The following is a 6,489-nucleotide window of genomic DNA, read 5'->3' as shown; positions in this document are numbered from 1 at the left end:
GAAACCTTTCACATCTTTAAAAAAATGGTTTTATCTTACAGGGGATCATTATTAAAAAACCTAACAAACATATTTTTTGAAACTTTAGTGGTTGTTTTTGAGACAGCCTCCGAGGGGCCGCCCCTACTTTTCACTTTTATCTTTTCACTGGCTATCCGCCCTATTGCGCCGTCAGGCGCAAAATCTCTTTGATCATACCCAGGGCCTTTTCCATGTCTTTCACGTGGATATGCTCTTCGGTGGAGTGTTCCAGACGCGCGCCGATTCCCACCACGGCCATCTCGATGCCGTGGTTGTTGTAGATCGAGGCATCGGTGAACCCGGTGATAAAGGTCGTGGTGGCATCCACCCCCACGGTCTTGAGCGCCTTTTTGCTGATCTGCACGGTTTCGGAATCTTCGGGAATATCCACGGCGCGACATAGATTGTCGGTCTTGGTTTTTACCGTGGCGCCCGATTTTTCCACTTCTTCGCGGATGGTTTTCTCCATGCGCGTGGCCAGTTTCTCCGCCTTGTCATGGGTCAGGCTGCGGCATTCGGCCAGGAACTCCGCCTTGTCCGGTACGCCGTTGCGGATCATGCCGCCGCTGATGACTCCCACGTTGGCCGTGGTTTCCTTGTCCAGGCGTCCCAGGGGCAGGGCCGCGATGGCGCGGGCGGCCGCCTGGATGGCGTTGATGCCTTTCTCCGGCTCCATGCCCGCGTGAGCGGAGCGTCCCGCGACTTCCACATCCATGGCGTAATATGAAGGGCCGCCGATCACGATGGTGTCCAGGGTGTCGTTGTCCAGAAGGAATCCCTTGCGCGCAGTGATCAAAGAGAAGTCCATGTTCTTGACCCCGTGCAGCCCCACCTCCTCCTGGCGGCTGATGGCGATCTCCACGGGTGGGTGAATGTCGGCGGTGCGCAGGGCTTCGAGCATCTCGGCGATTCCCGCCTTGTCGTCCGCCCCCAGGATGGTGTTTCCCCGTGAACGGATCACCCCGTCTGTCAACTCCGGCTCGATGCCCACGCCCGGTTTGACCGTGTCCGCGTGGCAGGAGAGCAGGATGGGATCCTTGCCGCGACAACCCTTCTCCGGCAACCGCGCGATGAGGTTGCCGTAATTATCGATTTGCGCCTGGGCGCCCAGGGCTTCAAACTCTTTTTTCAGGTATTGGATAAACTCGGCCTCGTTTCCCGATTCACTGTCAATCTGCACCATTTCCATGAATTGGTCGATCATTCGTTGCGACATGAAATACCTCCCGGGGCGATAGTGTCAAAAGCCCCACCCAGAGGCTACTCTACGCGGGGGGGCTTGTCAACCGGACGGGCCCGCCGGGGATTTCCCGGCGGACCCTCACTTGGCATTCCGGGTTACTTCAGCAGGTACTCCTGGAAAAAGCGCACGATGGAATAGGTCATGAAATCGCGGTTGTCTTTCTTGCGGAACCCGTGCCCCTCGTTGGTGGCCACCTGGTACCAGACGGGTACGTCGTTTTTGCGCACGGTTTCCACGATCTGCTGGGCTTCCGAAGCCGGTACCCGCGGGTCCTGCTGGCCCTGGATCACGAACAGGGGAATGGTAATTTTATGCGCATTGGTGGTGGGAGAGATACTGTTGAGGAAATCACCGATTTCACGTTCATCCCCGTACTCCGCCCGGCGCAGGTCCCGCCGGTAGGCCGAAGTGTTTTTCAGGAAGGTGACGAAGTTGCTGATACCCACGATGTCCACGCCGGCGGCCAGGCGGTCGTTGTAATGGATCATGGAAGCCAACACCATGTACCCGCCGTAACTGCCGCCGTACACGGCCACGCGTTTCCGGTCCAACTCGGGACGGGTTTCAACCCAGTCCAGCAGGGCGCCGATATCCTTGACCGAGTCTTCGCGCTGTTTTGCGTTGTCCAGCAACAGGTAAGACTTGCCGTATCCGCTGGAACCGCGCACATTGGGCGCGATCACCGCGATGCGCAACTCGTTGATCAGGTAGTTGAATGTACCCTGGAACCGCGGCCGGTACTGGCCTTCGGGACCTCCATGAATGTCGATGACCACTGGAAAAGGCTTGCCTGCATCGCCCGGGGGACGATAGTAGAATGCGGGAATCATGCGCGGTTTTCCGTCCACCTGGTCAAAGGTGGGGTAATGGATGAGTTCCGGTTCGGCGAAAGAGGATACGTCCAGGCCGCCGGTATCGCTGCGGGTCCACTGCAACAGGCGCATGGTCTCCAGGTCGAGGTGAAAGGCTTCGTTGTTCATGCGCGAGTTGTTGAGGTTCAGGGCCAGGCGCTTGCCGGCGGAGTCAAATGTCAGCCCCCCCACCATGCCGGTGGGGATCACGTCCACCCGCGTATACTCCCAGGTAGCGGGATCCAGGAGGTAAAGCCGGGAAATGCCGTCCTCGTTGACAGTGAACGCCATTTGAGTCCCGTCCCGGGATTCGGCCATGCCTTCCACATCCCACTCGATACCGGAGGTTACGTCAAGGATGCGTCCGGTCTCGAGCTCCATGCGCACCAGGCGACGGAACTCCCCGCCCCGGTCCGTCATGCCGTACACCCATTTTCCATCGCGGGTGAATCCGCCCATGCCGAACACCTGGGGGACATCGCTCTCGGGAGTGATATCCTTGCTCTCTCCGGTTTCCGGGTTCACCACCATGGAGTTGACCTGGTTGGCGGAGATGTATTCCAACACCAGCAGCCGCCGGTCATCCGGGGACCAGCCCACCGGCATGTAGTAAGCGGGACGCCGCGCCTCGAATACCATTTTCTCTGTGTCCGGGTTGAGGGGATCCGTCACGTAGATATCAAAGAGCATGCCCGTACGGCGGTTGTTGACATACGCGATGCGGTCGCCCAAGTGATTGAACGATATACCCATGTGGCGGGATTTGCCGTCCGTGATCAGGGTGGATTCGCGAGTGTCCAGGTCCAGGCGGTGGTATTGGTATTTTTCGTCACCACCGCTGTCCTTGCTGAACAAGAGGAAACGCTTTTCCGCGTCCGGACAGACTTCCGCGTTGCCGACAGGTTCAGGGAAATCGGTCAATTGAACCAGCTCTCCATCAGGCTCGGCCAGGGCGCAGAGTTGCGTGGTGTTTCCCCGGCGCGTGGCCACCACCATGCCTTCGTTAACTGGCAACCAGTCCGCGAACGCCGTCGACTTGATGTCGGTGTAGCGCTTCATGTCCGCGGCGATGCTTGCCGGAATCGGGGGCACCCCGTCGTTTACGATGGTTTCGGGAACCGGAACCACCTCTTTCTCACCGCCCGAACAGGCAACGGCAAAAGCCAGCACCAAAAAGGCCGGGATTACGGCCATCAAACGAATTTTCTTTTTGCGAGTCAACATCATTTGCAACCCTCCTGTCTTTTCACTCCACGTATGATTACGCATTCCAGGCAAAAAAGATCTTTCACTCCTGCCGTTCACTTCACTTATTCCACGGTATCACGAAGGCCCACGCGGATATCCAGTACACGGCAGCCCCGGCCCCGTGCCAGCACCCGCAGGGGATTCATGTCCATTTCCCGGATTCGCGGACATTTCAGCATCAGCCGGGCACAGCGTTCCACGCACTCAACCAGGGCGTCGGTATCCGCCGGAGGCGCGCCACGGAACCCATCCAGCAGCCGCGCCGTCCGCACCTCCCCCAGCATGCCGCGGACTTCGTCCGGACTGACCGGGGCCAGGCGGTAGGCAACATCTTTAAAGACCTCAACATGAATGCCCCCGGCACCCAGCATGACCACCGGCCCCATGCGGGGTTCACGGCGGGCGCCCACGATCATCTCGTGTCCCGACGCGACCATCTCCATTACCAGCACGCCTTCGACCACCGTGCCGGGCGCGTGATTGCGGGCGGACGACACCAGGTCGGCAAAAGCGCCCCGAACCGCGGGTTCATCATTCAAATTCAGGACCACGCCCCCGGCGTCGGTTTTGTGAACAATATCCGCGGATACGATCTTCATCACCACGGGAAAGCCGATTTCTCTCGCGGCCGCGACCGCCTCCTGTTCGTTTCGCGCCAATGTGTGAGCGGGATAAGGAAATTCACAGGCACGCAATAACTCCAGGCCTTCGGGCTCCAGCAGGTGGCGGCGCCCCGCGGCCAACGCGCTGTCAATCAGCCGTTCAACCGTATCCAGGCCCATTTCGAAATCACGCGCCGCCGGCAACGGCGTGTTCAGCCAGTCGCGAAACCGCATCATCGCGCCCAGCGCGCTTATCGCGTCCTCGGCATACCGGTAATGGGGAACACCGCCCTCCCTCAGAATGCGGCGGTTTTCCGGCCCCTCCTCGTCTCCCATCAGGCTGGCCAGAACGGTCTTGTTGTGCTTGTGGGCCATCTCGACGATCGCGCCGGCCAGGCGGTCGTAATCCAGCGTGGCCGACGGCGTACACATGGCCACCACGGCGCCCACGTTTTCCTGTGCCATTACCCGGTCCATCACCCTGGCGAAACGCCTGTAATCGGCATCACCCACAATATCCACCGGGTTGCGCGAACTGCCCCAGGGAGGGATCAGGGCATCGATCTCCGGGCGTACTTCCGTGATATCGGCCAGGGGAATCTTCAGGCGGGCGCAGGCGTCGGTTGAGACAATGGCGGCGCCGCCGGCGTTGGATAGGATCACCGCCGCGGCTTTTTGCGGCAGAGGCTGCATGGAAAAGGCGGATGCGTAATCAAACAACTCGGAAAGCGTGTCCACGCGGATCGCACCCGATTGGGCCAGCAGGGCCTGCGCCACCTCGTCGGACCCCATCATGGCCCCGGTATGGGACATGGCCGCGCGCGCGCCCTCAACGCTGCGGCCGGCTTTCAGCACCAGCACCGGTTTTTTGCGTTCTCGCGTGATACGCCGGCAGGCCTGCATGAACGCCGCTCCGTCCGCGATGTCTTCCAGGTACATGACAATCACGTGCGAAGCCTCATGATCCGCCAGGATATCGAGGATCTCGGTCTCCCCCATCACCGCCTTGTTGCCCATGGAAAAAATGGCGGAAAAACCGATGCCCTGGGCGGCCGCGTTTTCCACCAGGGCGGCGCACACGGCTCCGCTCTGGGACACCAGGGCGATGTCTCCGCTGCGCGGGGTAAACTTCAGGAAAGTGGCGTTCAACATGATGCCCGGATCCAGGTTCATCACCCCCAGGCAATTGGGTCCCACCACCTGGATGTTGTGACGCCGGGCCACCGCGGTCATCTCTTTTTCCAGGCGGCGCCCCTCTTCGTTCACTTCGCCGAAACCGGAAGTAACCACGATGGCCCCGCGGATGCCCTTGCGCCCGCAGTCTTCCAGTACGTCGCACACCAGGTCGTTCTTGGTCACCACCACGGCCAGGTCCACGGGCTGCACGATATCCGAAACCGTGTCGACCGCGGGCAGGCCGAACACTTCGCGCCGCCCCGGGTTGACGGGAAACACGCTGCCGGTGAAATGTTGCACGATGTTGGATGTAATCGCCCGTCCCACACTGCCCTCGCGATCGGACGCGCCCACTACGGCTATGCTTCGGGGAGAAAGAAACACGGAGTCCGCCATATCTGCACCTCTACCTTTAAATTTTTCGGGCCCGAAAGCCCGTCCTCATTCGGGAACACCCTCCGATGCGGGAACCGCAGCGACAAAAATGTCAGTCTGGAACCGGCGAACAACGGCAGAATACCACAGCAGAAACAGAAACGCCAACCGCTTGCAATTAAAGACCCCGTTCCCCTGTCTCACGGGCACGGGCGCGGGTGCGTGCCGCATGGAGTCGTTCCGTAAAACCGCCTTCGCGCAGAAAGTCTTTTTCAAGCCGGGCCAAAAGTTGGTCCAGCAGGTAGTTTGCCTGGTGGACCAGGCAGATCATGGCATTGGCCGCGGTTTCGGGAGAACCTCTCTCAAAAAGGTCCTCATAGGACCGATAGGACCTATTGGACCTATACGCCCGGCGACGGACCGCCAGGGCGCGGGGGTCGTCCTTGTTCCATAAAGCCATGTTCCGCTGGCGCAGGAAGTCGTGGTAGTCCAGCAGCAGCTCCTCCAGGCTGGCACGCGCCACGCCCACCAGCTTCAATTCTGTTTTCTTTGACGTTCCCCGACGCCTGGCTGCCCTCGGCGATGTTCTGGCGGCCGCTGCGCGCGGCCTGGACCATCTGGTCGTTGGTACGGCTGCGCCGATCCAGGAAACGGCGGCAGAACACCACCGTGGCGTCATAGATAATTTCAGCGGTCTGGAAGGCTTTCAAGCCCGCATACCCCCCGTGGGACCGGATAATGTCGCCCATTCCTCCTCCCTGGGTGAATAAGACTGGGCTCGGCCAGTTTGTTTTCTTGCCCAGCCAGCTAAATCCTGCCAATCCAGGCTGCAGAGAAAAGAGCGGCAATTCTGCCGTCACCCCATATTTTCAGTAATGATCGTTGAAGAGTGTTGATATAATTGGATTTTTGGGGATTTATTTATGTAAAAGGGCTCCTTTAAATGTTATAATGGAATTGGTGAAAACCATTG

Annotated in this window: 3 protein-coding genes and 1 pseudogene; all 4 read right to left on the bottom strand. The window is 59.5% G+C overall.

Translation table 11 applies throughout. The annotated features are described in order from the left end of the window. Positions 1 to 160 precede the first annotated feature (160 nt). The gene (locus ENN40_01730) at positions 161 to 1,237 is read right to left on the bottom strand and encodes a M20/M25/M40 family metallo-hydrolase (GenBank protein HDP94059.1); all 1,077 of its coding nucleotides are present in this window, start codon (positions 1,235 to 1,237) and stop codon (positions 161 to 163) included. Positions 1,238 to 1,359: 122 nt separating this feature from the next. Continuing rightward, positions 1,360 to 3,393 (bottom strand): S9 family peptidase, encoded by a 2,034-nt coding sequence (locus ENN40_01725; protein ID HDP94058.1) that lies wholly within the window; start codon positions 3,391 to 3,393, stop codon positions 1,360 to 1,362. Positions 3,394 to 3,425: 32 nt separating this feature from the next. Next, complete coding sequence (locus tag ENN40_01720; GenBank protein ID HDP94057.1) at positions 3,426 to 5,537, bottom strand: CoA-binding protein; 2,112 nt, start codon at positions 5,535 to 5,537, stop codon at positions 3,426 to 3,428. 157 nt (positions 5,538 to 5,694) lie between these two features. Beyond that, positions 5,695 to 6,265: pseudogene (locus tag ENN40_01715) on the bottom strand (four helix bundle protein). Between the last annotated feature and the right edge of the window lie 224 nt (positions 6,266 to 6,489).

It is taken from the genome of Candidatus Aminicenantes bacterium (assembly GCA_011049425.1).
Lineage (GTDB): Bacteria > Acidobacteriota > Aminicenantia > UBA2199 > UBA2199 > UBA876.
This window is presented reverse-complemented; position numbering and strand designations above follow the sequence as displayed.

Coding starts and splice junctions, on each gene's coding strand:
- ENN40_01730 (HDP94059.1), bottom strand. CDS start 1,237: ATGTCGCAACGAATGATCGACCAATTCATGGAAATGGTGCAGATTGAC.
- ENN40_01720 (HDP94057.1), bottom strand. CDS start 5,537: ATGGCGGACTCCGTGTTTCTTTCTCCCCGAAGCATAGCCGTAGTGGGC.